At 66.4% G+C, this 22,753-nt stretch carries 19 protein-coding genes and 2 tRNA genes; 11 read left to right on the top strand and 10 right to left on the bottom strand.

Annotated elements, in window-relative coordinates:
- The first annotated feature begins 118 nt into the window (after nt 1–118).
- Complete coding sequence (locus VKP62_07045; GenBank protein ID MEB3196945.1) at nt 119–1,438, top strand: LCP family protein; 1,320 nt, start codon at nt 119–121, stop codon at nt 1,436–1,438.
- 53 nt (nt 1,439–1,491) lie between these two features.
- Nucleotides 1,492–1,992 (top strand): hypothetical protein, encoded by a 501-nt coding sequence (locus VKP62_07040; GenBank protein ID MEB3196944.1) that lies wholly within the window; start codon nt 1,492–1,494, stop codon nt 1,990–1,992.
- A 14-nt stretch (nt 1,993–2,006) separates the two neighbouring features.
- Here the strand turns inward: VKP62_07040 and VKP62_07035 are convergent, their stop codons facing one another.
- The 6 genes from VKP62_07035 to VKP62_07010 all read right to left on the bottom strand — a co-directional run bounded on the left by VKP62_07035 (nt 2,007) and on the right by VKP62_07010 (nt 9,042).
- The gene (locus VKP62_07035; protein ID MEB3196943.1) at nt 2,007–3,296 is read right to left on the bottom strand and encodes a carboxypeptidase regulatory-like domain-containing protein; all 1,290 of its coding nucleotides are present in this window, start codon (nt 3,294–3,296) and stop codon (nt 2,007–2,009) included.
- 96 nt (nt 3,297–3,392) lie between these two features.
- Nucleotides 3,393–4,766, bottom strand: coding sequence for a dihydrolipoyl dehydrogenase (lpdA, locus tag VKP62_07030; protein MEB3196942.1), 1,374 nt, complete (start codon nt 4,764–4,766; stop codon nt 3,393–3,395).
- 73 nt (nt 4,767–4,839) lie between these two features.
- Nucleotides 4,840–6,171 carry a dihydrolipoamide acetyltransferase family protein gene (locus VKP62_07025; protein MEB3196941.1) on the bottom strand — a complete coding sequence of 444 codons (1,332 nt, stop codon included), beginning with the start codon at nt 6,169–6,171 and terminating at the stop codon, nt 4,840–4,842.
- Between the two features lie 45 nt (nt 6,172–6,216).
- The gene (locus tag VKP62_07020) at nt 6,217–7,185 is read right to left on the bottom strand and encodes an alpha-ketoacid dehydrogenase subunit beta (GenBank protein ID MEB3196940.1); all 969 of its coding nucleotides are present in this window, start codon (nt 7,183–7,185) and stop codon (nt 6,217–6,219) included.
- Nucleotides 7,186–7,205: 20 nt separating this feature from the next.
- Nucleotides 7,206–8,177, bottom strand: coding sequence for a pyruvate dehydrogenase (acetyl-transferring) E1 component subunit alpha (gene pdhA / locus VKP62_07015; protein ID MEB3196939.1), 972 nt, complete (start codon nt 8,175–8,177; stop codon nt 7,206–7,208).
- A 181-nt stretch (nt 8,178–8,358) separates the two neighbouring features.
- Nucleotides 8,359–9,042, bottom strand: coding sequence for a prepilin-type N-terminal cleavage/methylation domain-containing protein (locus VKP62_07010; GenBank protein ID MEB3196938.1), 684 nt, complete (start codon nt 9,040–9,042; stop codon nt 8,359–8,361).
- 165 nt (nt 9,043–9,207) lie between these two features.
- Here VKP62_07010 and VKP62_07005 point away from each other — a divergent pair, with 165 nt between their 5' ends.
- From VKP62_07005 to VKP62_06985, 5 genes are all read left to right on the top strand, one after another.
- The gene (locus VKP62_07005) at nt 9,208–10,404 is read left to right on the top strand and encodes a GNAT family N-acetyltransferase (protein MEB3196937.1); all 1,197 of its coding nucleotides are present in this window, start codon (nt 9,208–9,210) and stop codon (nt 10,402–10,404) included.
- 4 nt (nt 10,405–10,408) lie between these two features.
- Nucleotides 10,409–11,728, top strand: a complete 1,320-nt coding sequence (locus VKP62_07000; GenBank protein ID MEB3196936.1) for an AMP-binding protein — start codon at nt 10,409–10,411, stop codon at nt 11,726–11,728.
- 192 nt (nt 11,729–11,920) lie between these two features.
- The gene (locus VKP62_06995) at nt 11,921–13,057 is read left to right on the top strand and encodes an acyl-protein synthase (GenBank protein ID MEB3196935.1); all 1,137 of its coding nucleotides are present in this window, start codon (nt 11,921–11,923) and stop codon (nt 13,055–13,057) included.
- Between the two features lie 95 nt (nt 13,058–13,152).
- Nucleotides 13,153–15,810 (top strand): acyl-CoA reductase, encoded by a 2,658-nt coding sequence (locus VKP62_06990; GenBank protein ID MEB3196934.1) that lies wholly within the window; start codon nt 13,153–13,155, stop codon nt 15,808–15,810.
- Nucleotides 15,807–17,042 (top strand): MFS transporter, encoded by a 1,236-nt coding sequence (locus VKP62_06985; GenBank protein MEB3196933.1) that lies wholly within the window; start codon nt 15,807–15,809, stop codon nt 17,040–17,042. The genes VKP62_06990 and VKP62_06985 overlap by 4 nt, the downstream gene beginning before the upstream one ends.
- A 69-nt stretch (nt 17,043–17,111) precedes the next feature.
- Here VKP62_06985 and VKP62_06980 read toward each other — a convergent pair whose 3' ends face one another.
- From VKP62_06980 to VKP62_06970, 3 genes are all read right to left on the bottom strand, one after another.
- Nucleotides 17,112–17,780 carry a hypothetical protein gene (locus VKP62_06980; GenBank protein MEB3196932.1) on the bottom strand — a complete coding sequence of 223 codons (669 nt, stop codon included), beginning with the start codon at nt 17,778–17,780 and terminating at the stop codon, nt 17,112–17,114.
- Nucleotides 17,781–17,934: 154 nt separating this feature from the next.
- Nucleotides 17,935–19,260, bottom strand: a complete 1,326-nt coding sequence (locus VKP62_06975) for an MFS transporter (GenBank protein ID MEB3196931.1) — start codon at nt 19,258–19,260, stop codon at nt 17,935–17,937.
- Between the two features lie 48 nt (nt 19,261–19,308).
- Nucleotides 19,309–20,010 (bottom strand): hypothetical protein, encoded by a 702-nt coding sequence (locus VKP62_06970; protein ID MEB3196930.1) that lies wholly within the window; start codon nt 20,008–20,010, stop codon nt 19,309–19,311.
- Between the two features lie 182 nt (nt 20,011–20,192).
- Here VKP62_06970 and VKP62_06965 point away from each other — a divergent pair, with 182 nt between their 5' ends.
- Complete coding sequence (locus VKP62_06965) at nt 20,193–20,468, top strand: hypothetical protein (protein MEB3196929.1); 276 nt, start codon at nt 20,193–20,195, stop codon at nt 20,466–20,468.
- 29 nt (nt 20,469–20,497) lie between these two features.
- On the opposite strand, the gene VKP62_06960 is transcribed toward VKP62_06965, so the two are convergent.
- Complete coding sequence (locus VKP62_06960; GenBank protein ID MEB3196928.1) at nt 20,498–21,781, bottom strand: GGDEF domain-containing protein; 1,284 nt, start codon at nt 21,779–21,781, stop codon at nt 20,498–20,500.
- A gap of 107 nt (nt 21,782–21,888) precedes the next feature.
- Between VKP62_06960 and VKP62_06955 the strand changes: the two genes are divergently transcribed.
- From VKP62_06955 to VKP62_06945, 3 genes are all read left to right on the top strand, one after another.
- Complete coding sequence (locus VKP62_06955; protein MEB3196927.1) at nt 21,889–22,506, top strand: PilZ domain-containing protein; 618 nt, start codon at nt 21,889–21,891, stop codon at nt 22,504–22,506.
- A gap of 33 nt (nt 22,507–22,539) precedes the next feature.
- A tRNA-Pro gene (locus tag VKP62_06950) sits at nt 22,540–22,616 on the top strand.
- Nucleotides 22,617–22,628: 12 nt separating this feature from the next.
- Nucleotides 22,629–22,703, top strand: a tRNA-Gly gene (locus VKP62_06945).
- Nucleotides 22,704–22,753 lie beyond the last annotated feature (50 nt).

Below are 22,753 nucleotides of genomic sequence, written 5' to 3'. Positions count from 1 at the left end.
CCCCCGGGGCGCACTGGCCAAGTCCAGCACACAGGCCTATAATTGAGTTGTATGGCCGTGCGGGCGCTTGTGCCCGTCTTTCCCTCAACGGCCCTCAGGCGCATCACGCGCCCCCACCATGAGCCCATCGAACCGACGTCAAGGCCGCCGCCGGGGGCCTGGAATCAAAGAATACCTGCTGGCCCTGGTCGTCACCATTGCGACCGGCCTGGCCGTTGGCGTGCTGGTGGGGGAAGCGTATGCGCCCAGTCCGGCGGTGGATGCCACAGACCCCACCGCTTCAGAGTCCAGCGCCCCATCGCTCGGTTCCTCGTTCTCCTTTTCGCCCCGCCTGACCGATGCCATGAACGTGCTGGTCATGGCCACCGACGTGAACTATACGGTGCGTGGTGGGCGACGCGTCATGGGGCTGACGGGCAACACCGATACGATGATTCTGGCGCGCTTCGACCCGGCCGGCGAACAGGTGCGCGCGCTGTCGATTCCACGCGACACCCGCGTGCCCATTCCAGGCCACGGCATCTTCAAGATCAACGCGGCCAATCCCTACGGGGGCCCCGTGCTCGCCGCCCAGGTGGTGGCCGATTTCCTGGGTGTGCAGGTGGATCGCTACGTCCTGCTGAACACGCGCGCGGTGGTCCAGATTGTCGATGCCCTCGGAGGCATCGAGATCTTCGTGCCCAAGCGGCTGTATTACAACGACTGGGCTGGGAACCTGCATATCAACGTCCAGAAAGGCTGGAACACCCTGGATGGCCGTCAGGCGCACGACTTTCTGCGTTTTCGGCACGACGAACTGGGTGACATCGGCCGGGTGCAGCGGCAGCAAGCCTTTGTCCAGGCCGTCCTGAAAAAGATGCTGATGCCGGCCAACCTGCTGAAAACGCCGGAATTGCTGGCCGTGGCCAAGGAGAACCTGGAAACGAACCTGAGCAACGAAGAATTGCTGAAACTGGTGACTTTGAGCAAGGATCTGGATCGCGAACGGGTGCAGATGGCGATGGTGCCAGGTGTGGCCACGAGCATCGACGGCGTGAGTTACTGGGTGGCCAACGAGAATGCCACGCGCCGGATGGTCAGCAGTTTTCTGATTGCCGACGCCGCTGCCGAAGCCCTCCCGCCGCGGATGTATCGGGTGGCCATCCGAGACGGGGTGGGTGACCGCACCGGCACCCGCACCATGAAACGGGAGATCCTGGGTCTCGGCTATGGGCGCATCGACATGGATGGACTGGCCCCGCAACTGGGCCTGGCGGAGACCCAGATCATCGCTCAGAATGCGGACCTGCCGGGGGCCAAGCAGCTGGCTGAGTCCCTGGGGGTGGGCAAGGTGGTCATGGCGGCGACGGGGAACATCTACGCGGATTACACGGTGGTGATTGGACGCGACTGGATTCAGCGACAGGCTGCCGAGTCCAGCACACAAGGGCGCCGCTGATGCGGGCCCGGCGGGCTGCCCTCGCCGCAGGCCGGGCGAAGGAAGGAATCCGGATGCCCCCCGCCTTGGCCTTGACCCTGGCGGGTCTGCTCGCCTTCACGTCGCCGGTCGCGGCAGCCGAGGAGACCGTCGCTCTGAGCCTCGAGGAGGCTGAAGCCCTCAAGACCAGCCTGATCGAAGCGAAGCCGAACCTGGCCTCCGTGGCACTAGCGGCCTTTGTCTTCCCCGGGTCGGTGCAGTTGCAACTGGGCCATCCCGACCGAGCCCTGCTGCTCTGGGGAAGCTACCTGACGGCCTACACGCTGACCCATTCTCTGATTCCGGCTCAGGCCACCTGGGGAGGCCAGAAAATCACGGACTGGTTGGTCTTAGGGAGTTTTCTGAGCGTGTCGGGGGTGAGCCTTGCCGATGCCTACGGCCTGGCCCAGGCGCGTCGGCAACGATGCGACGCCTTGCTGAACCGGCTGACCGATCTGACCGAACCCCTGGACCCGGAAGCCCTGCGTCCCCTGTCCAGAGGACCGAACCCGAGTCAGAGCCCAGCCTCGCCCTGATAGAGACGGTCCGTTCAACGCACCACGCCTGGCAAGAACTTGTAGACCTTCTTCTTGCCCTGGTCGACCACATAAATGCGGCCCCCGGCATCCACCGTGGCGGCCACCGGCTTGTCGAAGACGCCTTGCCCGACATTGCCGATCAGGTTACCGAGGCCGTCATAGACGTACACCTGCTGCGCTCCCTGATCGACCACCACCACGTGCCCATTGCGGGGGTCGACGGCCAGATCCACGGCCTCACGGAAGGCGGCAGACCCATCTGGGCCCCCGGCCCCGAATTCCATCACGGTCTGGCCCTCGGCGTTGACCTTGACGACCTTTTGAGCGGAAATGGCCCACCAGCCATCCTTGGCCGCAGCCACGGCACGACAAGCCTCCAGGTTTCCGATCGGCTGGGCCCCTTCGCCATCCGGGCTGAGGCGGAACAATCCACCAGGCCCGGCCAGGACCAGATTGCCTTGCGCATCCAAGGCGATGTCGGTCGCCTCCTCGCTCAGTTCGCTTTGCTTGTCCTTGTTGCCCTTGCTGTCGAAGCGCCACAAACGCTTGTCTCCGTCAATCACGACCACACGACCCGACGCATCCAACGTCAGGGCGCGCACACTGTCTTTCATCTGCGCCAGCCCGAGCCACCGACTGTAATCGCCGAACTTGCCCTGAAAGGTTCCGGCCTCAGCGTCGTACTGACGAATCACCCCGGTCTTCACCAGGGAGGCCACGTTGCGGTCGAGCACCAGCACGGCCGCCCCACGCGCGGCCACTCCGACAGGGAAAAGCAGAGGGGCAGGCGCTTCTCCGCTGCGCCCCATTTCCTTCTCGAGAATGTACGAAACCCGCGTGATGCCGGACGCCCCGTTGCCAGGCACCATGAAGATGGTCGGTACGTCGGCGGGCTGCCCAGGCATGACCAGGCTGCCGGCAGGTCCCATCTGAACCAATCCGCTGCCCATGGCCTGGAAGGTATAGTTGCCGGCCGTCAGGCCATTGATCTGGAAACGGCCCGCTGCATCCGTGGTGCCTCGAAAGCCACCCGGTTCTGCTACCACCGTGACACCCGCCAGCGGGGCCTGGTTGGTCTGGCTCAGCACCTGCCCTTGCGCCGCGCCCACCCCGGTCAACGCCACGGGAGCCGAAGACAACGCGCTGCGCGCTGGAGTGGCCCCGGAAGACAGTGGGGCGGCGGCTCGTTTGGCCGTCGACGGCGTCAGGCGAGGCGCCTGGGTGCTCGTCACGCGGCCACAGCCCGTTGCCGTGAGCAACGCGACGGTCAGCAAGCAGGAAGCAATACGCAGGGCAGTCATCAACTCACTCCAGGGGCCACCCTCTCTATCGCCGCGGGCCGGAGGCGCCTTGCCAGCTGAAGATTGTGAGCGAATTAAAACTGCTAGAAGTTTGCCTTAAACGTGAATGGCGCGCCCCAGCGCCCCCAGCACCGCCTCGTGCAGGGCCTCAGAGAGGGTCGGGTGCGCGTGGACAGCCAGTTCCAGCTCATCTGCGGTGGCCTCGGCCGCCCGTGCCAGGCCGAACTCAGGCAAAAGTTCCGTCACGTCCGGGCCGACCATATGGATCCCCAGCAACTCGCCGTGGCGCGCCTCGACCACCACCTTGACCTGTCCCGTGGCATCTCCGAGGGCCAGGGCCTTGCCATTGGCGCCCAAGGGAAACCGCCCGATGCGGACCTCCAGTCCACGGGCCTGGGCCTGGGCTTCCGTGAGGCCCAGACTCGCGACCTGCGGATGGCAGTAGGTACAGCGCGGCATGTCTTCGTAGCGCAGCGGTTGCGGGTGGTGACCGGCGATCGCCTCGGCCGCCACCACGCCCTGGGCCGACGCCACGTGGGCCAGACCCGACAGGCCGTTGCAGTCGCCGATCGCCCAGAGGCCGGGCACGCTGGTGCGCATCTGCGCATCCACGGAGATGAAGCCCCGTTCCAGCTTCACCCCCAGCGCTTCGAGGCCGAGACCTTCCGTGTTCGGAGTGATGCCCAGCGCCACCAGCATCCGCTCGGCTTCAATTTCTCGTGCGCCGGCCGGGGTGCTGACCCTTACCTTGACTCCGTTTGAGGTGAGTTCATGACCCTCGAAGCGGCTGCCGAGCAACAACTCGTAACCGTGCGCGCGATAGGCCTTCTCCAGCACCTCACTGCTCTCGGGATCTTCATTGGGCAGCAGGTGGTTCTGCATCTCGACCAGGGTCACCTTGGCCCCATAGCTGCCATAGACATACGCGAATTCGCAGCCGATCGCGCCCCCTCCGAGAATCACGATCGAGGCGGGCGCCTGGCGGTTCTCCAGCAAGGCCGCGCGGCTGGTTACCACGCGCTGTCCGTCCGCCGTCATGCCAGGCAGCAAGCGCGGCCGCGCCCCCACCGCCACGATCACGTGCTCGGCCTCCAGCACCTCGCCGCCGACCTGCACGCGACCAGGTGCCAGCAGGCGGCCCTCTCCCTGCACCACCCGAATGGCGTTCTTCTTCATCAGATACTGGATGCCACGCACCAGCTTGTCGGCCACCTGCCGGGAGCGGTCGAAGGCCGCGCCGTAATCGGCCGAGAGCCCTTCGATGGTCACACCCCAGTCACGTGCGTGGCGAAAAAGATTGAGCACCTCGGCATTGCGCAGCAGGGCCTTGGTGGGGATGCAGCCCCAGTTGAGACAGACACCGCCCAACCACTCCCGCTCCACCAAGGTGACCTTCAAGCCCAGTTGCGCCGCCCGGATGGCCGCCACATAGCCACCCGGTCCTCCCCCGATGATGATCACGCTCGACACGTCACTTGCACTCCCTGAAACCGGTCACACCGCGAGGCGCCCTGCCGGAAGGCGGGCGCCCACGGGGATGCCGTCACACCAACAACTGAAGCGGATGTTCGAGCAGACGCTTCACTTCCGCTGCGAACTGAGCGGAGACGGCGCCATCGGTGATGCGGTGGTCCGCCGAGACGGTGAATCGCATCACCTGGCCCACGGCCAGCGCGCCCTCTCGCACCACCGGTTCGGCTTGAACCGCCCCCACGGCGATCGCCGCACTCTGCGGCGGCGTCACGATGGCCGTGAAAGCCTCGACGCCAAACATGCCCAGGTTGCTGACGGTGAAAGTCCCACGCCCATATTCGTCCGGCGCCAGCTGGCCATTCTTGGCGCGCTGGGCTTTTTCCCGAATTTCTCGCCCGATCGCCCCGACCGACTTGAGATCGGCATCGTGGATGTCCGGCGCAATCAGGCCATCAGGCAAGGCCACGGCCACGCTGATGGCCACGCCGGCCGGGTGGAAGATCGCATCCTCGTCCCAGCGAGCATTCAGGAGGGGTTGCTTGCGCAGCGCCACCGCACAGGCCTTGACCACCAAGTCATTGACTGAAATGCGATCCGCCTTCTCAAGCCCCGCGTTGATCTGCTCTCGCAGGGCCATGGCTGCGTCCATGGAAACGGCCATCGTCACGTAGAAATGGGGAATCGGTGACATCGACTCGACCATGCGCCGGGCGATCGCCTTGCGCATGCCCGTCAGCGGCTCCCGGCGTCCCGGCAGTCCGACGGGCGGCGCAGGCTGGGAAACGGACGGGGCGACCGACGCGACCGACGGGGCAGGCGCCCCGGCAACAGCGGCGGGAGCAGCCGCCAGAGCCGCCTCGACATCACGGCGCACGATGCGACCCGCAGGCCCCGTTCCCACCACAGAACCCAGATCAAGGCCCCGCTCGCGTGCCACCTTGCGCGCCAGGGGAGACGCGAATCGACGCGCGCCGGCATCCTGCGGCGCCGATGTGGGAGCCGGGGCAGCAACCGAGGCCAAGGGGGCTCCGGTGGGGGGCGCCGGCGGCGCAGGGGGCGAGGTCGGTGCGACAGGTGCAGCGGGGGCAACGGCCGGCGCGGCAGCCGCGGCGGCTGATGGCGCGACAGGCGCGGCCGAGGCGGCCACATCCGCCACTTTCTCACCGGGTTCCGCGATGACCCCGATCGGGGCGCCCACTTTGGCCATTTCTCCGGGTCCCACCAGCACCTTGGCGAGCGTCCCCGCAGCGAAGGCCTCGATCTCGATCGCGACCTTGTCGGTCTCGATCTCGGCCACCGCCTCCCCCTTGGCGACCGGCTCTCCCTCCGCTTTCAACCAGCGCAGGAGCTTGCCTTCTTCCATGTCGTAGCCCATTTTGGGCATCAAAATGTTACTTGCCATCGTCAACCTCCAGACGGATTCGCGAGTGCCGTGGGGGACGCCAATTCAGAGCGTCGCCCGACAGGCGGCGAGAATGTCCGCCTCGCTGGGGATGCAGAGCTTTTCCAGGTTCTTGGCGTAGGGCATCGGAACCTCCTTGCCCGCGACCCGCCCCACCGGCGCATCCAGCCAATCGAAGGCCTCTTCGGACACCCGGGCGGCAATCTCCCCCCCGATGCCCAGCGTGCGCCAGCCTTCTTCCACCACCACGCAGCGGCTGGTCTTCTTCACGGATTGGACCACCGTCGCCGTGTCGAGCGGACGCAGGGCGCGCATGTCGATGACCTCGACCGAGACGCCCTGTTGGGCCAAGGTCTCGGCCACATTGAGACAAGGCTTGAGCATGCTCGACCAGGCGACCAGCGTCACCTGGTCTCCCGCCCGTTTGATCTCGGCCCGGTCGAGCGGCACGGTGTAATCCCCTTCAGGAACCTCTCCCTTCTGACCGTACAGATTGGAGTGTTCGATGAACATGACGGGGTCAGCATCGCGGATGGCGGCCTTGAGCATGCCCTTTGCGTCGTAGGGGGTCGCCGGCATCACGACCTTGAGCCCCGGCACGTAGGCATACCAGTTCTCGAACGTCTGCGAGTGGGTGGCTGCCAGCATGCCGTAGCCGGAGGAGGTGCGAATCACCATCGGCACCGACCACTGGCCCCCGAACATGTGGCGCATCTTGGCCGCGTGGTTGACGATCTGGTCGATCGCGACCAGCGTGAAGTTGATGCTCATGATTTCCGCGATGGGGCGGGTGCCCCCCATCGCCGACCCGGCCGCCAGCCCGATGATACCGGCTTCAGCGATCGGGGTGTCGCGGACCCTCTCCGGGCCGAATTCATCGAACAGCCCCTTGGTGACGGCATAGGTGCCGCCATAAGCCGCGATGTTCTGCCCCAGAATCCAGACGGCAGGGTCGCGACGCATTTCCTCGGCGATGGCTTGACGCAGCGCCTCGCGGTACGTGATGACTGGCATGGATGGCCTCTCAAAAGGCCCTAGGCGCTGGCGCCAACGGGCGTGTAGATGTCGTCGAACAAGGTGGATTCATCGGGGAAGGGGCTCTCCAGCGCAAAGCGCGCGGCGGCTTCCACTTCCTCGGAGACCTCCCGTTCCAGCTGGTCGGCCGCACTCTGGCTCAGCACTTTGGCGCGTACCAGGCGGGCCTTGAAGGTCTGGATCGGGTCGCGTTGCTTCCAGGCCTCGACCTCCGCCTTCTCCCGGTACAGTTCCGGGTCCGCCATCGAATGGCCGCGGAAGCGGTAGGTCATCGCTTCAATAAAGAATGGTCCCCGGCCGGCCCGCGCGTGCGCCACCGCCGCGGAAACGACTTCGTGAACGTTTTCGACGTCCATGCCGTCGCAGCGTTCCGCCGGCATGCCATAAGCCCGCGCCTTCTCGACAATCTGTTGCATGGCGGAGTTCATCGCGATCGGCACGCCCATGCCGTACAGGTTGTTTTCACAGACGAACACGATCGGCAAGCGCCAGAGTTGAGCAAAGTTCATGGCTTCGTGGAACTCGCCGATGTCGGTGGCGGCATCCCCGAAGAAGCACATGGTGACCCCACCCGACTGACGGAACTGATGGGCGTGCGCAAGACCCACCGCCACCGGCAGGTGCCCCCCGACGATGGCATAGCCGCCCCACATCCGGCGCTTGATATCCGCCAGGTGCATCGAGCCGCCTCGCCCCTTGCAGACGCCGGTCGCGCGGCCACACAGTTCCGCCATCAAGGGAGCCGCCTCGATGCCCCGCGCGAGGGCGTGGCCGTGATCCCGGTAATGGGTCACCACGTCGTCGTCAGGCCCCAACGCGTGGATGGCGCCCACCGCCACGGCCTCTTCCCCGATGTAAAGGTGCAGGAAGCCGCCAATCTGGGCCCCCGCATACAGCTCGGCACACTTCTCTTCGAACTGCCGGATGAGCACCATCTGGCGGTACAGCTTGCGCCGCGATTCACGATCCATGACGAATCTCCTGAAGGCCCCGCCGCGACCGGATCCCACTTGTGGGGCCTGAGCAAGCGACAACTATACCACACAAGGCGCCGCGTTCAGCCCCCGAGTGGGAGGCGTGGGGGTCAGCAGGTGACCCCATCCTCCAGGCGTTGGTCGGAGTGTTCAGGGGTGGGGCGTCGCAGGGCGTCCTTCAGGGACCGCCACCGCCGCCGGCGTTGCCGGTCTCGTTGGCATGGCTGCCCGCCACGATCGCATCGTCCAGTTTCTTGCCGATGCCGTAGAGCAGCGTGACCTGGTTCTCCGCATCGCGACTGTACAGATACACGCCCCAATCCGTCGTGAGGGGCGTCCCATCCACGGGCAGTTGGCCGTTTCCGATGTAGGACCCCGGTCGCTTGGCGAAACCATCCTCGGTCGCCAGTTCTGTGGCCGAATTGATGACCACGGGCGCCCCGTTGGGCGCCGTGAATTCCTCCTGGACAATGGTCGACCAGGGGTTGGATGGCAGGCTTCCTCCCACCAGGTAGTTGGCCAGACCGATGGCACTGGGGGAGTAGGGCGCGGCCCCTCTGTCGGTGTCCTGCGCGTCCGGACTGCGAGGGAAGGAGCCATCGTTCTCGGCGGCGTACTGGACCAGCGCGGTGGCAACGGTTTTGACGTTCCCCTGCATGGCGGCGTTGCGCGCCTTGTCTTGAGAACTCTGGTAGGAGGGAATGGCAATGGCCGCCAAGGTCCCGACGATGGTGATGACCACGGCCATCTCGACCAAGCTGAAGCCAGGTCGCGCAGTCTTCCGTACCGAAGAGCGCCTCGCGCAGCCCGGACGCCGCTCGAGGGAAGGCACTTGGAGAGGGAGGCGGAGTAGGTGAGCCATAGGTAGATCGGGCCAATCCAACAACTGCTTCCACTGTACCCGAACCGCTCCGAAATTCACCCCTCACCGGCCCATCAGGGTGCTGTCAAGAGAGCGGCCATCGTCCGTGGACGCGGGGAGACGGGGGGCGCTGCACGCTGCGAGGGCCCTGCTATAATGCAGCCCATGACAGAACACTGGCCCAGTTTGGAAATCGAGACCCATCATGCGGTGCCAAGTGGGCGCTCGGTGCGACTTCGGCGCGCCCGGCCAGACGACGCCGAAGCCATCTGGCAACTGTATCATCGGGTCTACCAGGGCACCTATTCCCTGCCGATTGTGAACCTGCGCACCCAGCGGGAAGAGGCCCTGAGGGACCCAGCCTGTCTTTGGATCGTGGCGGAACACGAGGCGGGGCAACTGGTCAGTTCGGTCATTTTCCAGTTCGACCTGCGGGAACGACACGCCAAGGTCTTTGCAGCGGCCACCGAGCAGGCCTGGCGACGGGATGGCCTGGCGGAAGCCTCGATCCGGTTGGGTATCGAACACCTGATGTACCGGGAACCGCGTTGCTGCGACGTGATCTACGCGACGACCCGCACGCGCACCATGGGGCCCGACGCGCTGCTGCGCAAACTCGGCTTCATGAGCTTGGGCATCTTTCCCAATGTCCACCGGACCACGCACTATGAGACGCACGGGCTGAAGGCGCTGTTTCATCCGGACGCCTTCGGCGCCCGCCGACCCACGCCACGCTTGATCCCGGAGGTGGCCGGTTTCTACGAGATCGTGCGCGATTCCTACGAGCTGGAACCAGCTGAAATCACGCCCATCAGCGATCGGCTGCGCCTGCGTGTCGAACGCGGTGAGCTCGTGCCCGAGGCGCTGATGCGATGTCGCTCCCAAGGCTCACTGCTGATGGATTTTTTCCCATTCCATCAACCCACCCACCTGTTCATCGCCGACCACGGACAGGTCAAGGCCTTCGTCAACCACGACGGCAAGGACGGCCACGGGGTGCTGCGGGCCCTGGAAGTGGACCGGGCGGAGGTGCAGCACCTCACCCACGTGTTCGAGATGGTGTTCGAAACCGGGCGGAGCGTCGGCATCGACTACCTGGAGGTGCTGATCAGCGCCTACGAACCCACCCACCAGCGGGCGGCCCTGTCAGCCGAGTTTTTGCCCTGTGCCTACTTTCCCGGCATGGCCCACACCGGTGACCAGCGCAGCGATTACCTGATCTTTGCTCGCTCGACCCTGCCCTTGAACTTTTCGAACGTGCAACTGACCCCGCGCGACCGCAAATTCCTGGACGCCTATTTGATGAATACCGAATTCCGCAACCTGGTCGTGCAGATGCAAGACCCCGTCACGGATGAATGACGCGGTGGACGCCTTCGATCCGGTGGAGAGCTGGGAGCGAGAGGCTCGCGAGCGCTGGATCGACACCCGGCTGGGGGCCCTGCTCACGCGAGCCCGGCAGGCCCCCCTGTATCGCGCGCGCCTGGCCGATTGTCCCGCGGGGACGCCGCTGGGCCTGCCAACGCTGGCTCATCTCGCCCCCCTCGACAAGGCAACCTGGGTGGCCGCCAGCCCGCCCCGTTCCCACGAAGCCCTGACGGGGCCGCTGACCGACGCGCTGGTGTTTCGCAGTGGGGGAAGCACCGGCGACCCCAAGTTCTCGATCTACTCGCACGCGGAGTTCGCGGCGGCCATGCCGCTGTTCAGCCGCACGTATCGGGCGGCCGGTCTGGCTCCTGAGGACCGCGTCGCCAACCTGTTCGCCGCGGGCAGCCTGTACGCGTCATTCAAATTCGTGGATCGCCTGCTCGAAACGATGGGCTGTCTGAACTTCCCCTACACGGCCTCGGCGGACGCGGAGGTGGTGGCCGATGGCGTGACGCGCTTCGGGCTCAACGTGCTGGTGGGCTTTCCCTCGCGCCTGTTGCAGGTGATGCCGGCGATCGCTGCCCGCGGCGCCCGCATCGAGAAGATTTTCTATGCAGGCGAACACCTGCATCCGGAAGACCGCCAGCGCCTCGTGCGGGAACTGGGCGTGCGGGTGATCGCCTCCGCCGGCTACGGCGCGGTCGATTCCGGCTTGATGGGACACGCCTGCCCGGCCAGTCCGCCAGGCCACCACCACGTCTTGAGTGACCACGTCTGGCTGGAAATCGTCGATCCGGACCATGGCGGGCCCGTCGGCCCGGGAGAGCCTGGCGAGTTGCTGGTCACCAACCTCGATCGCCACCTGCAACCCGTGATCCGCTACCGGGTGGGTGACCGGGCGCGCTGGGTCGGTGCGGACTGCCCCTGTGGGCGCAAGACCCCGGTCTTCGACCTGCTCGGCCGCGCCGACGACGCCCTGCGCCTGGGATATGCCACGCTGACCCGGGCCGAGGCCCTGGCGGCCCTGGCCACGGTTGCCCCGGTGGGCCAGGCGGTGCAGCTGGTCAAACAGCGCCAGGCCGGACGAGAAGTCCTCTGCCTGCGGGTGGAGGTGCTGGAACCGGAGGCCGACCCGGGCCTGGCCGAGCGTCTGGCCGAGGCCTTGCTGCGCAGCAAACCGGACCTGGCCAGATTGATTGGAACCGGCAGCCTGGCCCCCGTGCGTGTGGAACTCTACCCGCAAAACGGCATTCCACGGGTCTCCGTGACCGGCAAGTTCCAGGGGGTGCGCGACGAGACCCTCGCCCAGGACGAGTAATTTAACGCCTTATTAACCATTGAAACCGGGCTTGGAACCGGCTTGGAACGTTTGGAACAGACCTCCCTCTTGTGGGCGCCGGGTGGCGCGGAGAGTGGAGGGAATGGGCATGTTCGGCAAGACCAAGTTCTGAGCGAATCGCGTCGGAAGCCGACGCACAGGCGGGTATCATGAGGGCCAGAGGAGCCCACGATGTCAGCGCCTGCCGCATCCACCCAACTGACCGCCTTGATGGCGGCCGCGGAACCTTACGAGCTTTCAGACAGCAAAGACGCCCTGTTCCTTGGGGCCATGCGCGAGGCGGTGCGCCATCACGCGGCAGCCAGCCCCTTCTACCAGGCCTTGTGTGCCCGCCACGGCTTCTCACCGGAGGCGCTCGTCGTGCCGGCAGACCTGGCCCAGGTGCCCTGGCTGTTCGTCAACACGCTCAAGCATCACGAGCTGCTCTCGGTGGCGCACGACGACGTGAAATTGACGCTGACGAGCAGCGGCACCACCGGACAGAAGAGTCAGATTTTCTTCGATGAGGGCTCGCTCGCCCGCGGGCTGGCCACGGTGGACCGCTGTTTCGAGGCCATGGGAATGGTGCAGCGCGACCAGCCCGTGAACTACCTGATCTTCGCGCACGACCCGGCTCACGCCAGCACGCGGGGCACGTCCTACACCGATCACTACATGACCGGTTTCACGGCCGTGCAGGCTTGCTGGTACGCGCTGCGCTGGAACCAAGAGGCCCAGGACTGGGCCTTCGATGTGGCACAGACCAATGCCCGTCTGGAGGCCTATGCCGAGGAAGGCTTGCCGGTCCGCATCATCGGCTTTCCGGCATTCCTGCACCGCCTGCTGGCGTGGCGACGCGAGCAAGGACTGCCGCCTCTGGCCCTGGGCCCCGCCAGCTGGGTGCTGACCGGTGGAGGGTGGAAGAAAAATGAGCAGGAGGCCATTCCCAAACAGGTCTTCCGCGCGGAGGTGGCCGCCGCCCTGGGCATTCCCGAAGCCAATCAGCGGGACGGCTACGGCCTGGTGGAACACGGCGTACCCTACCTGGAGTGCGCCGCGCATCGATTTCACGTGTCGCACTTCGCCCGGGCGATCGTGCGCGATGTCGAGACCCTGGCCCCACTCCCGGATGGGGAGGCCGGCTTTCTGAACCTGCTGACGCCCTACCTGCTTTCCATGCCCGCTATTTCTCTGCTGACCAGCGACCTGGCCATCCGCCGTCACGGCTGCCCGTGTGGCCGCAACACCGCCACGATCGAACTGCACGGCCGGCTCGGCACCAAGAAAAATAAGGGCTGCGCCATTCAGGCCACCCAGTTGCTCTCCTGAACCGGACCTGGCCGCTGCGACGGTACGTGCGAACCGGTCCCTCTCTCGCCTCCCCCCGCGAACCTCAGCCATCCCATCCCCCGAGGAAGCCCACCGTGTCTCGAACCCATCTGACCTTTGGTCGTCCTCTGAGTGGCCACCTCACCCCGGAGCGGGTGGCCGAGCTGTTGCGGGAAGCCCGAGCCGCTCGCGAGGCGGTGGCGGCCGTCCCGATCGAGGACGTGCTGGGCATCCTGGAACGCGTGGGGCAGCGCTTTGTACCTGGCGGCCCCCTGCACGGCAGCTTGCTGGAGGTTTTACCGGGTGAGATCGGCTTCTCTCGAGAGATGGTCGCCCTCGAACTCACCGGCCTGCACCTGGCGCTGACGCGCCCGTTTCTGGAAGGCAAGCTACGGGCGGAATGGGGCCGGGCCGATGCCGTCGACACCTGGCATCGCCGCGCGGGGTGTCCCCTGCTGCAACGGGCCGTCCCACGCGGGGTGGTGCTCCACGTGGCCAGCGGCAACGTCTCGACCACCGGCGTGCTGTCCGTGGTCGAGGGCCTGCTGGCGCGCAACGTCAACCTGCTCAAGGCCGCCAGCGCCGCCACCACCTTACCGCTGCGCTTTGCCGAGACGCTCCGGGACTGCGACCCGGAGGGCCTGCTGCGCTCCGCCCTGGCCGTCCTGAGCTGGAGCGGTGAGCGCGAGGCGCTGCACCCTCAATTTCTGCAGGAAGTGGACGCCGTCGTGGTCTGGGGGGGGGATGAGGTGGTAGCGACCTACCGTCAGTCCCTCGGCCCGCAGGCCCGCCTGATTGCCTATGGGCCCAAGGTGTCGATGGCGCTGCTCGGTGCAGACACCCTGCAAGGAGACGGTCTGCAGCAGGCCGCCGCGGAGGCCGCCCGAGACGTCGCGCTCTGGGATCAGAATGCCTGTTCCAGCGCTCAGGCGATCTACCTGGAGGACCCGGAAGGCGCGCTCACGCCGCGCTTCGTCGCGGCCCTGAGCGAGGCCCTGGATCGCCTGGCGGACGAGCTGCCGATGGGAACGCTCGATCTCCATGAGAAGGCCGAGATCACCAAGGAACGTGAACTGGCGATCGCCCGAGAACTGCTCGGTGGCCCCCGCTTGGTGGTACCGACCCGTCCCGGCAGGACCCAAAGCTGGACCATGCTGGTCGACCCCTCTCCCGAATTCGAGCTGTCACCGCTCTATCGCACGGTTGCCATCAAGCCGGTGCAAGACCTGGCGCTGGCGATTCCCCAGCTGGCACGCTGGCGGGCCTACTTGCAGACGGTCGGGCTGCGCGTGGCCCCCGCCCGTCTCGGGCCACTGGCTCAGGCGCTGCTGGCCGCCGGCGTGCATCGGGTGACACGCACGGGCGAAATGAGCGGCGGGGCGCCCGGAGAACCGCACGACGGCGTCTACGGCCTCGGCGAATTGGTGCGCTGGATATCGCTCGACCTCCCCGAGCGCACGCAATTTCCCGATGGGCATTTTCTGGTCACCCGGACACAGGCGGAACGCACCAGCTGGGCGCGACGGCGCCGTCTGGTGGAGAGCATTCTGCCGGACAGTCCTTACTGGCGGGACCGCCTGCCCGGGGTCCCGCTGAAGGACGAGACCGATTGGCTGGCCTTGCCTCAGCTGCGCAAGGCGGATCTGGTCGCCCACACCCCGCCGGCGGGAGATGCGCTGCTGACCTGTGCGCCGGCCCCTGAGGGCGGCGGGCACTGGCTGCGCACGGGCGGCAGCAGTGGTGACCCCAAGCTGTCCATCTACGGCTACGACGACTATGAGGCCGATATGGCGCGGGCCGCTCGGGGGGCCTGGATGGCCGGGCTCAGACCCGGGCAAAAGGTGGCCAATCTGTTCTTTGCAGGTGACCTCTACGGCTCCTTCCTGAGCCTCAACCGGGTGCTGGAGCTGGTGGGGGCCAACTCCTTCCCCCTGACGCATTTCGCCCCCATCGAGAGCGTCCTGACCTGCTTGCGGCAGTTCCAGATCGACACCGTCATGGGGCTGTCTACCTACGTGCAGGCCGTGTTGGCAGAGGTCGCCAAGGCGCCCGAGGGCATCACGATCCGGCAGGTCTACTACGCCGGGGAGCCCTTTCATGCCTCCGAACGCCAGCGTCTGCGCGAGACGCTGGGCATCACGCGGATCGCCTCGATCGGCTATGGCGGGGTGGATGCGGGCCCGATGGGCTATGCCTGTTCGCATTGCACCGGCAACGTCCACCACGTCCACGACGACCACGTCTATCTGGAGATTCTGGACCCGCAGACGGGACAGCCCTGCCCCGCCGGGAAGGTGGGCGAGGTGCTCATCACCAGCCTGAATCGACGGGTCATGCCGCTGTTGCGCTACCACGTGGGAGACCTGGCGCGCTGGCTGCCGGAACCCTGTGCCTGCGGTGCACAGGCCCCTCGCTTCGAACTCACCGGTCGGGTCGAGGACCTCGTCTCCGTGGCGGACGCGCGCCTGAATTACGGCGAAATTCAAGCGGTGGTGGCTGAACACGGGGCCTTTTCGGCCAGCCCGCAGTTGATTCTGGCGGATGACCCACGCGTGACGGTACGCGTGGAGAGCCTGGCGCCGAGGCCAGCGGAAGACCCTGTCATCGGTGCCCTGAAAAGCTCCCTGGAGGCGCGAGTTCCTGGCCTTGCCCCCCTGAACTGGTCGCTCGAAATCGTCCCCGCCGGGGGGCTTGAGCGCGTCGGGCGCACGGGCAAGGTCATTCGCGTGATCGACCGGCGGCAACCCTCGTGAGTGACGCGCCCGCTGACGCATCGCTGCTGCGCACCCCCGGTTTTCTGAAGTTGTGGCTGGCGCACACCGTCAGCCAGCTGGGCGATCGCCTGCATCAGCTGGCGCTGATGTGGTGGACCATGGTGCAAACCGGCTCGGTGGCACAGACCGGTGCCGTCTTGATCGCCTCGACCCTGCCGGCCGTCTTGCTGGGTCCGCTGGCCGGAACCCTGGCGGATCGGGTCGAACGGCGCAGGCTGATGGTGCTCTCGGACCTGGCGCGCGCCGGGGTGGTGGCGGCCCTGGCCTGGCTGGCCTGGCACGGGGCCCTGACCGTTCCCGTGGCCCTGCTGGCCAGTGCCTGCCTGTCCGCGCTGACCACCCTCTTCGCGCCCGCAGCCCTGGCCACCTTGCCGAGCGTCGTGTCGTCCTCGCAGGTGATGCGGGCCACCTCCTGGATGGAGAGCAGCCAGCATGGCGCGTCGTTGGCAGGCCCCGTGCTGGGTGGCCTGCTGGTGGCGGGAGCAGGCAGCGCGGGGGCCTTCGCCCTCAACGCCGGCAGTTTCTTGCTGTCAGGGCTGCTGCTGGCCGGTTTGCCTCGCCAGGGCCTCCCGCCGGGCCCCGCAGCCGAGTCCTTCCTGGCCGCCAGCCGGGGCGGGTTTCGCTTGCTGCGCCTGGACCCCACCGTGGCCGGTGTGCTGACGTGCTTTGCCACCGTCAACATCTTCACCATGCCGGTGATCCTGTTCATGCCCTATTTCGCGCGGGAGGTCTTTCAGGTCGGCGCAGCGGGACTGGGCTGGATGGAAGGTGCGCTGGGGCTGGGCATGCTGCTCGCCGCACTGGCCCTGGCCACCCGGCTGCGCGTCCGCCGACCGTTCCCGTGGGTGGCGGGTGGCATTGCCGGGGTGGCGCTGGCGATCGCCGCCATGGGGCAATGGCCCAGCTTTCCGCTGCATCTGGCCGCGCTGGCGCTGGCCGGCCTCTGCATGGGAGGGGTCAACGTCGTGACGATCGCCTGGTTCCAAGGGCGGATTCCACCGGCCGAAGCCGGCCGGTTCTTTGGTCTGATGACCAGCATCTGCAGCGGCCTGATCCCCCTGTCATACGGGGTCTACGGCATGCTGGCGGAGCATCTGGCGCCCGCTGCCCTGCTGCGCGTGAACGCCGTGGCGATCGGGGCCCTGGCCATCGCGCTGGCCTGGGTGCCGGGGTTTCGCCGGGCCGGTCAGGCGCCCAGCGCCGACGCCTGATCCGAGACCGCCGCGATGAAAGCCAAAACCCCGCCGAAGCGGGGTCGCGGGCTCAGAGAAAGACCGGGCTCAACGGCACCACAGCACCTTGCGGCACAGGCTGCGCAGGATCGTACGCACCTTCTTCCGCGTGTTCTTGAAGGCACGAGACACGGCGCGGTAAAGCTTGCTTTCCTGAATGGCGGAGAGCACCCGGTTGCGGCTGCCCACGCGGGCATTCCCCGCCCACTGGGCCGAAGGGCCGGCGGCTTGCTCTTCCAGGATGGTGACCTCGTCCAGGTCCATCGAGAGCGATTCAGCCTTGCGCACGCGGGCTTTGACCACCTGCTGATCCGGCGTCATCTCATCGAGTTCTTCCGTCAGCAGCTCCTCATATTCCTCGGCCTCGGCAGCCGTGACCTTCTTCATCTCCCCGCGCAACTCCTGTAGATCCTCGATCTCCTGCAGCAGGAAATCGTAGGCCGCATCGGAGTCCGTCCGCGCGATCTTGCGCACCATCTCACTGCGGGCGTTGATCGAGCGCCAGGCCGTCTCGTTGAACTCGGCGATGTAACGCTTGGCCCGGGCCTCCGCCTGCGCCCGCGTTTCCTTGCGGGCAGCGGCCTGCAGCTTGACCGCGGCCGGGGCGGCCGAAGCCTGCCGGGGCAGCGCTGGTGCGCCGGCGGTTCCGCAACCCGCCAGGCTTCCAAGCATCAAAGAGGCCGCCAACACGGGCGCCACGAGCAGACAACGAGACATCGGGGACCTCCACGCAAAGAGAAGTAAAGCTTAAGCATATATTATAAAAAGGTTAAGTACGTCAGTAAAGTGTTCACTCGGAAATTCTCGTGAGGAAGCACTGGCCGCGCCCGAAGGGCGATCCGCAGCTCACCAAGATGGCCCACTCCGGAGCTCAAACGGGCGCGCCCGCGCCCTCCGCGGAGACCGTTTGGCGCCGATCCAAGGCCAGGCAAAGGGCCAGAGTCGCGGCACCGACCAGCAAGACGACGCCCACCCCCAAGAAGGTGGGGCGAGCGCCGTGGGCATACCAGATCGGGGTCAGCAGCGCCCCGATCAGCGTGCCGAGGGTGCGGATGGCCGTCACAGCGCCGATCATCCGCCCACGCATCGCTTCCGGGGCCGCCTGCACCATCAACGTGTTGGCCGCAGGGTACGCGAAGGCAAATCCGACCCCTTCCAGCGCGCAAAAGGCCAACAAGGTCGACACATCCGCACAGAACGCATAAGAGCAGACCACGCACCCCGAGAACAGGGCGCCCCACAGCAACGGGCGGCCCCCACCGACGCGGTCAATCAGGCGCCCCGCAAACGGCCCCAGAAACAGCGACGGCACCGCGAACACCGTCCACGAAAACGACACATCCCAATCGCTGGCTCCCAGCGCGGCCATGAACAGGGGCCAGACGGTCAGGTAGGAACCGAGGGCAAAACCTGCGGCCGCGGCCCGGCAGGAAATGCCCACGAACAGGTAGGGGCGAACCGAGTGCCACAAACCCGGCCCTTTTCTCATCAAAGGCCCACCCGTCCGCGTCACGGTGCTCGCCTCTGTTGCCTCAGGCGGCTGCTCAGGTGCCTGGGAAGGCGTCCCCTGGGCCCCCGGCGGCACAGGGACGTCAGCCTCCCGCTTCGCTGGGACCGGGAGACGAAAGACCAGCGCCGTGCCGATCAGGCACATCACCGCCAGGCAAGCGAACAGCACCCCCATCCCCAAGGCCGTCTTGACGGCCCCACCGAACGCAGGCCCGAGCAGCAGACCGAGATTTTCCGCCACCGCGAGTTGGCTGATGCGCAGACCCCGCTCGGAAATGGGATAGCGGTCAGCCACGTAGGCGAGGGCCGCCGGCAAAAAGCAGGCCGCCGCGATGCCTTCGATGCCACGCAGGACAATGAAGCCCAACGCGGAGGGCCAGAGCAGGAACCCCAGCGAACAAGCGGCGTAGGTAAGCATACCCACCGCCATGAGCGGACGCCGCCCCAGCCAATCGGAGAGTCGCCCGGCCCCATAAAGAAACACCAGATTGGTCGCCAGGTAGGCCGCGGCCATCCAGCCGATGGCCTGCAGGTCGGCCCCCTGGTCCCTCGCGTAAAGCGGCAGCAGGGGAATGACCGAGGTCACCCCGAGCGAGGCCAGCAAGGTCAACCACCACACCAGCCCCTCGGGGCCAGGCGGCAGGGTGTTTCGGAGATAAGCGGCCAGTTGCCGAAGCGTTGCGGTCACAGCTTCGGCACCCAACCCACCGGGCAAGCTGCCAAGTCAGCCAGCCTCTCAGCGCCCGGGGCGCGATTTGACAGGAGGCGTCTTGCCGGGCGCCGGCGTGCGAGGTGCTGTCTGCGCGGGTTTCGGCGAGGCCGTTGAGTCATCGGATTCGGTGGCTGGCGCCTTCGTGTCGGGGGCATCCTCCGATTCCTCATCGTCCGAAACCCACATCGTGAGCATCACGCGAGGCCCGATGGCCGGGTCCACCCGCATCTGCGGCAATGGCACCGGATAGTGGACGGAAAGTTCCAAGGTGAGGTCCTTGCGCGGGTCAGGCGTGAATTGGAACCCGAGGTACGGCTCAAGCAAGAACCCGGCGCCGTTGTGAAACCGCAAGGTGCCCGCCTGGGCCGTATCGGCCACAATTTGGCGCAGCCACGCCAGTTCCAGCGCAGAGCCCAGGCGCACGGGGCCGAGTCTCAGGGACGCATCGACAGAGCCGCCGGCGGTCTCGAACACGTAGGTTCGGTCTGGCGACAAGGTCTGCGAGCGGGACACCAACCCCAGGCCGAAATCCGTGAACGGCGTCAGGGCCCCCCAACGATAGCGGAACGCGGAGGAGCCGTGGAGGGTGTCGAAGCGGGCGAGATTCCCGCTATCGGCCTGCGAGAAACCAAAGGACGCCCCGAAGGAGGAACTGGCCAGTGCCGGTGCGGCGACCGCGGCCTGCAAGGCCAGGGCCAGGCAGGTCGCTTGGAGAAGACGAGTCATAAGGAGAGGCACCCCCGGCAAAGAACAAGGACGACGACTCCGTTATACCCTCCCGAGGCAGCATTCCAGTCAAGCCTTGCCAGCCTCCAGGCCTGGACGGACCGGGACGCCATCCCGCATTTGACCCCTGAGGCGGAAGGTCAGATACTGATGAGGCTGCTCCCTGTCGAGGCCGTTTACTGATGCACACCGCCCCCATCCAGGACGACATCGTTGCCAAGCTTTACCGGGACATCACGTTCCTGGCCGGTGAGATTGCGGTCGACCGCTGTCGCACCCGGGTCTTGATGCGCCTCGTGAAAGAGCAACTGCAGCTGAGCGATGAGGCCCTCGACGACATGTTCCGGGAAGAAATCGGGGACCACCTGGAAGACTTCGTCCGCCGCATCACGGCGCCCATGGTGATGCAGGCCGAGGTCGACGAAACGGGTCCGGCCGGTTGCTGCGGCGGTAACTGAGCCGACCGGTCGGTCAGCTCGCCCCCTGCTCAGGTGGGCTGTGCCAGGGTCCCGGGCGCGTGTCGGACCTGATTTCGCCCCTCGTGTTTGGCCAGATAGAGGGCCGCATCGGCCCGTGCGATCAGGTCATCCGGGTCGCGGTCCTTGATGCCGAGTTCCGCCACCCCCAGGCTGGCGGTGACGGTGGGAATTGGACGCCCGCGCCCATCCAGGGGGGCCAAGGCTTCGATGGCCGCGCGGATGCGCTCGGCGAGCGCGGTGGCGCCGGCCAGGTCGGTGCGGGGCAGGGCGATCGCCAGTTCCTCGCCGCCGTAGCGCGCCACCGTGTCGTAACCCCGCGCCGCCTCCTTCACCACGCGCGAGACCTGTCGCAGGACCTCGTCACCGGTGGGATGGCCGAAATTGTCATTGATCCGCTTGAAATGATCGATGTCGATCAGCAACACGCTCAAGGGGGCCGCGTGGCGCCGAGCCTCGTGAAAGCGGGCCCACAGCTGTTCCTTGAAATACACGTGGGTGGCCAGTCCCGTCAGGCCATCCGTGACCGCGCGCTGCTGGGCATCCTTGTAACGCTGGGCCAAGGTGTCCATCTTGGAGCGACGGGTGCGCTCCGTCCGTTCGAGTAGCAACATCGCAATGGCCAGACCGGCCTCGCGCACGATGCGTTGGACCAACCAGCGTTCCCCGTTGGTGTAGGCCTTTCCATCCGCTCGCCCCGCCAGCATCAACAAGGCCACGGTGCCCCCGTGGGCGACGATCGGTTCCACCAGGCTGAGACCGTGGCGGGTGAACCAGTGGTCGAGATCAGCCGCCGCCGTGAGTTCCTCGGGCGTCATGTCAGGCGCGCCTCCGACCGCGGCGAGCCAGGCTCGTACCTGGTCATCGGAGAGCACATCGAAACTGCTGGGCAAGCCGATGCAGGCGGCCAGGTGATACACGCGACGCTCCGCATCCAGCAACCAAACGAACCCCTGCGTGGGACGCACCACCTGATGAAGCGTGCCAGCCACCAACGACGCCACCTGCTCGGCGTCGGTCGCAGCGTCCAGCGCCCGCGAGAGGCGTTCATCGGCGCGCAGGTGAGCCTGCGATGGCCCCAGAGTGGCCAGGCGTTTCCGCCCCACCACCTGAAACACCACAGCCGTGAGCAGCCCCGCTCCCACGGGGATCCAAGGGTCCGGCGCCTGCAAGGCCCCCAGCGTGGCCAGGCCCGCCGCATAGGTCCCCAAGAAACCGCCCGACCACAGGGCCAGCCGGGCCAGTGGGGCGGCCCGGCGACGCGCGGCGGGTGGAAGTGAGCGGGGACGGGGCATGCCCCCATCCTCGTCGCTGAAGAGGCGCCTCGCAAGTGCGAGGGTCACCTGCGCGCGGCGCTGGGCGTGTTAGGATGACGGGGCCGCGGCCCAAGCCAGAATCTCCGATGTACGCCGACCATATCACCATCAACCAAGCGCTGCGCCTGCGCATCGGCGAGGAGACGCTCAAAGGTCTCATCGTCAACATGGGGGCGGACGCGATGCTGGTGGCCAGCACCTCGCGTGAGAAGCCGGCCGCCGAACCTGGCACGCCCGTGCAAGGCGAGGTCTTCACGCCGGAGGGGCTGTATCACTTCACCTCCAAGCTGATCGGCGTTCAGATGATGCCCGTGATGGTGCTCATCCTGGAACGGCCACGCGCGATGCGACGGGTGCAACGCCGCCGAGAGGCTCGTTATGACGTCAGCATGCCGGGGTTGCTGATTTATATTTCGGCCGAACACACCATCAACGCACCGGTTGAAATTTCCAACATCAGCTTTGGAGGCGCCGAGATCTTGGCCCCGGATGCGCCGCCGGTCGGCATGCACAGTGTGCTCCTGATGCGTCAGGACGAGAACGAGATCAGTGCCATCGTGCGCGTGATCCATGCGGGCCCGATCGAAGGGGGGCAGCGAATCGGCGTCGCCTTCGTGGAGATGTCGCGCAAGGAAGTCGAATTCCTGCATCGCTTCATCGCCCTGCTCGCGGGAAGCGGTGAAACGCTGCACGGGCCTGTTTGACAGCCCCCCTCACATCTTGTAGACTCGCTTCGGCGGGACGTAGCGCAGCTTGGTAGCGCATCTGCTTTGGGAGCAGAGGGTCGCTGGTTCGAATCCAGTCGTCCCGACCATTCCACCGTTTCGCGGGAGTAACTCAATGGTAGAGTACCTGCCTTCCAAGCAGGTTGTTGCGGGTTCGAGTCCCGTCTCCCGCTCCATTTTGCGCCCGTAGCTCAGCTGGATAGAGCATCCGCCTTCTAAGCGGACG

It is taken from the genome of Candidatus Sericytochromatia bacterium, assembly GCA_035285325.1.
Classification (GTDB): domain Bacteria; phylum Cyanobacteriota; class Sericytochromatia; order S15B-MN24; family JAQBPE01; genus JAYKJB01.
The sequence above is the reverse complement of the archived record's forward strand: the minus strand, read 5'-3'. Positions and strand labels throughout refer to the sequence as shown.

Bases quoted from the DNA above. Each gene is read 5' to 3' on its own strand.
- VKP62_06980 (MEB3196932.1), bottom strand. From the start codon at position 17,780: ATGTCTCGTTGTCTGCTCGTGGCGCCCGTGTTGGCGGCCTCTTTGATG.
- VKP62_06965 (MEB3196929.1), top strand. From the start codon at position 20,193: ATGCACACCGCCCCCATCCAGGACGACATCGTTGCCAAGCTTTACCGG.
- VKP62_07010 (MEB3196938.1), bottom strand. From the start codon at position 9,042: ATGGCTCACCTACTCCGCCTCCCTCTCCAAGTGCCTTCCCTCGAGCGG.
- VKP62_07035 (MEB3196943.1), bottom strand. From the start codon at position 3,296: ATGACTGCCCTGCGTATTGCTTCCTGCTTGCTGACCGTCGCGTTGCTC.
- VKP62_07025 (MEB3196941.1), bottom strand. From the start codon at position 6,171: ATGGCAAGTAACATTTTGATGCCCAAAATGGGCTACGACATGGAAGAA.
- pdhA (MEB3196939.1), bottom strand. From the start codon at position 8,177: ATGGATCGTGAATCGCGGCGCAAGCTGTACCGCCAGATGGTGCTCATC.
- VKP62_07045 (MEB3196945.1), top strand. From the start codon at position 119: ATGAGCCCATCGAACCGACGTCAAGGCCGCCGCCGGGGGCCTGGAATC.
- VKP62_06995 (MEB3196935.1), top strand. From the start codon at position 11,921: ATGTCAGCGCCTGCCGCATCCACCCAACTGACCGCCTTGATGGCGGCC.
- VKP62_07040 (MEB3196944.1), top strand. From the start codon at position 1,492: ATGCCCCCCGCCTTGGCCTTGACCCTGGCGGGTCTGCTCGCCTTCACG.
- VKP62_06955 (MEB3196927.1), top strand. From the start codon at position 21,889: ATGTACGCCGACCATATCACCATCAACCAAGCGCTGCGCCTGCGCATC.
- VKP62_07020 (MEB3196940.1), bottom strand. From the start codon at position 7,185: ATGCCAGTCATCACGTACCGCGAGGCGCTGCGTCAAGCCATCGCCGAG.
- VKP62_06960 (MEB3196928.1), bottom strand. From the start codon at position 21,781: ATGCCCCGTCCCCGCTCACTTCCACCCGCCGCGCGTCGCCGGGCCGCC.
- VKP62_07005 (MEB3196937.1), top strand. From the start codon at position 9,208: ATGACAGAACACTGGCCCAGTTTGGAAATCGAGACCCATCATGCGGTG.
- VKP62_06970 (MEB3196930.1), bottom strand. From the start codon at position 20,010: ATGACTCGTCTTCTCCAAGCGACCTGCCTGGCCCTGGCCTTGCAGGCC.